Origin of the sequence: Kitasatospora sp. NPDC091257, assembly GCF_044757675.1 — a bacterium.
GTDB classification, from domain to species: Bacteria; Actinomycetota; Actinomycetes; order Streptomycetales; family Streptomycetaceae; genus Kitasatospora; species Kitasatospora lactacystinica.
Map to the genome: position 1 here is coordinate 1 of NZ_JBIVVI010001349.1, position 2,272 is coordinate 2,272.

The window sequence follows — 2,272 nt, forward strand, 5'->3', positions numbered from 1 at the left end:
CGTGGTTGGATGCGGTCGTAGCGTGGAACACCGACCCGGGGCACCGGGCCCCGAACACCGTCCGAGGCGGTACGGGCACGGTGGCACGGGACTTGAGCGGACGACGACGGCAGGGACGAACGTGAGGATCTTCCACCGGGCACGGCACCGGCCGTCCGCCACCTGGCGGCAGACGACCGACCGGGCCTTCACGCTGATCGGCGACGGCCGCTACGAGGACGCCGGCGCGCTGCTGGTGATGGCCGCCGACCTGGAGCCGTGGCTCTCCGACTCCTGGTTCAACCTCGCCCTGCTGCACAAGTTCCGCCGGGACTGGGAGCAGGCCCGCTCGGCCGGGCTGCGCGCCGTCGCCCTGCTGGACCGCGAGCACGGCGCCCCGGACTGGTGGAACCTCGGCATCACCGCCACCGCCCTCCAGGACTGGCCGCTGGCCCGCCGCGCCTGGCAGGCGTACGGGCTGAAGCTGCCCGGCGGCCCCGGCGGCCCCGGCGGGCAGCAGGACGGCCCGGTCAGCCTGGACCTCGGCACCACCCCGGTACGGCTCTCCCCGGACGGCGAGTCCGAGGTGGTCTGGGGCCGCCGGCTGGACCCGGCCCGGATCGAGGTGCTGTCCATCCCGCTGCCCTCCTCCGGCCGCCGCTGGGGCGAGGTGGTGCTGCACGACGGCGCCCCGCACGGCGAGCGGGTCACCGACGGCGTCGCCTACCCGGTGTTCGACGAGATCGAGCTGTGGGCGCCCTCCCCGGTGCCGACGTACGTGGTGCTGCTCCAGGCCGCCACCGCCGGGGACCGGGACGCGCTGGAGCGGCTGGTCGCCGACGCCGGCTACGCGGCCGAGGACTGGACCTCCTCGGTGCGGCTGCTGTGCCGCGCCTGCTCGGAGAGCCGGATGGCCTCCGACGACGGCGTCGCCGCCCACCACGACCCGCACGACGACGGCGACGCCGCCCACCCCGGCCACCTCAGCCACCTCAGCCAGGGCGGCGCGGCCGGGATGTCCTGGCTGGTCGAGCGCGAGTGCGGGATCGCCGCACCGGCCCACCTGGTGCGCACCCTGCTGGACCGCTGGGTCGCGGCCGCCCCGGGAAGCCGGGCGTACCGGGATCTCGAAGAAGTGTGCTGAGTACCCTGGTGAGGTAACGCGTACACCGACGGAAGCGGAAGACATGGCGGAGCAGGCCGAGCAGCACGAGCACGAGCACGACGTGGAGGGGGAGGCGCCCGAGACGCCCGTGAAGGTGATCGGTGAGGAGCCCGACCTCAGCAGGGGCACCGCGCGCCCGATCACCGTCGTCGGCAACCCGGTGCTGCACCGCGAGGTCAAGGACGTCACCGTCTTCGACGGCGAGCTGTCCGCACTGATCGACGACATGTTCCAGTCGATGTACGCCGCCGAGGGCGTCGGCCTCGCCGCCAACCAGATCGGCGTCGACCTCAAGGTCTTCGTCTACGACTGCCCGGACGACGAGGGCGTGCGCCACATCGGCCACGTGATCAACCCGGTGCTGGAGGAGTACCCGGCCGACCGCCGCCGCGTCCTGGACGACGGCAACGAGGGCTGCCTCTCCGTCCCCACCGCCTACGCGGAGCTGGCCCGCCCGGACTACGCCGCGGTCACCGGCGTCGACAAGGACGGCAAGCCGATCCGCGTCGAGGGCACCGGCTTCTTCTCCCGCTGCCTCCAGCACGAGACCGACCACCTGTACGGCACCCTCTACATCGACAAGCTGTCGAAGCGGGACCGCAAGGACGCCCTGCAGCAGATGGCCGAGGGCACCCCGAAGTACGCGACGGTGTCGAACGCCTGACGGTGCGGTACGCGCGAGGGCCGGGACATCGCTGGTATCCCGGCCCTCGGCGTGGGGTCAGCCGTGCCGCAGCCGGCCGGTGGACCCGCGGGCGACCAGCTCCGGGCTGAACAGGTAGTCCCTGACCTGGCCGCCGTGCCCCTCCAGCCGGCGCCACAGGGCCTCGGCGACGGTCGCGGCCGTCTCCTGGATCGGCTGGCGCACGGTGGTCAGCGGCGGGTCGAACGACTCCAAGACCGTCGCGGTCGGCCTCTACGGGATCATCTCCGGCCGACAGGACCAGAACTACGGCCTGTTCGCCGCCGGGGCGCTGGCGACCTCGCTGCCGGTGATCGTGGTCTACCAGTTCCTCCAGCGCTACCTGGCCCAGGGGCTGACCGCGGGATCGGTCAAGGGCTGAGCACGGGTAGCCTGCCGCCCCGGACGCCGACGACGTCCGGGGCGGGGTGGTGGGTCCCGTACAG

General features: G+C 73.2%; 4 protein-coding genes. 3 read left to right on the top strand and 1 reads right to left on the bottom strand.

Annotation, left to right across the window (positions count from 1 at the left end; genetic code table 11):
* Positions 1–121 precede the first annotated feature (121 nt).
* Together ACIQOV_RS38135 and def are read left to right on the top strand one after the other, a co-directional pair.
* The gene (locus ACIQOV_RS38135; RefSeq protein ID WP_401055351.1) at positions 122–1,123 is read left to right on the top strand and encodes a tetratricopeptide repeat protein; all 1,002 of its coding nucleotides are present in this window, start codon (positions 122–124) and stop codon (positions 1,121–1,123) included.
* Positions 1,124–1,166: 43 nt separating this feature from the next.
* A complete protein-coding gene (gene def, locus ACIQOV_RS38140; protein ID WP_401055352.1) occupies positions 1,167–1,808 on the top strand; it encodes a peptide deformylase in 642 nt (213 codons plus the stop codon).
* Between the two features lie 57 nt (positions 1,809–1,865).
* Here the strand turns inward: def and ACIQOV_RS38145 are convergent, their stop codons facing one another.
* Entirely contained in the window at positions 1,866–2,012 is a 147-nt protein-coding gene (locus tag ACIQOV_RS38145) for a hypothetical protein (RefSeq protein ID WP_401055353.1), read from the bottom strand.
* A gap of 1 nt (position 2,013) precedes the next feature.
* On the opposite strand from ACIQOV_RS38145, the gene ACIQOV_RS38150 reads away from it, so the two are divergent.
* Positions 2,014–2,208 (top strand): hypothetical protein, encoded by a 195-nt coding sequence (locus ACIQOV_RS38150; protein ID WP_401055354.1) that lies wholly within the window; start codon positions 2,014–2,016, stop codon positions 2,206–2,208.
* The last annotated feature ends 64 nt before the right edge of the window (positions 2,209–2,272 follow it).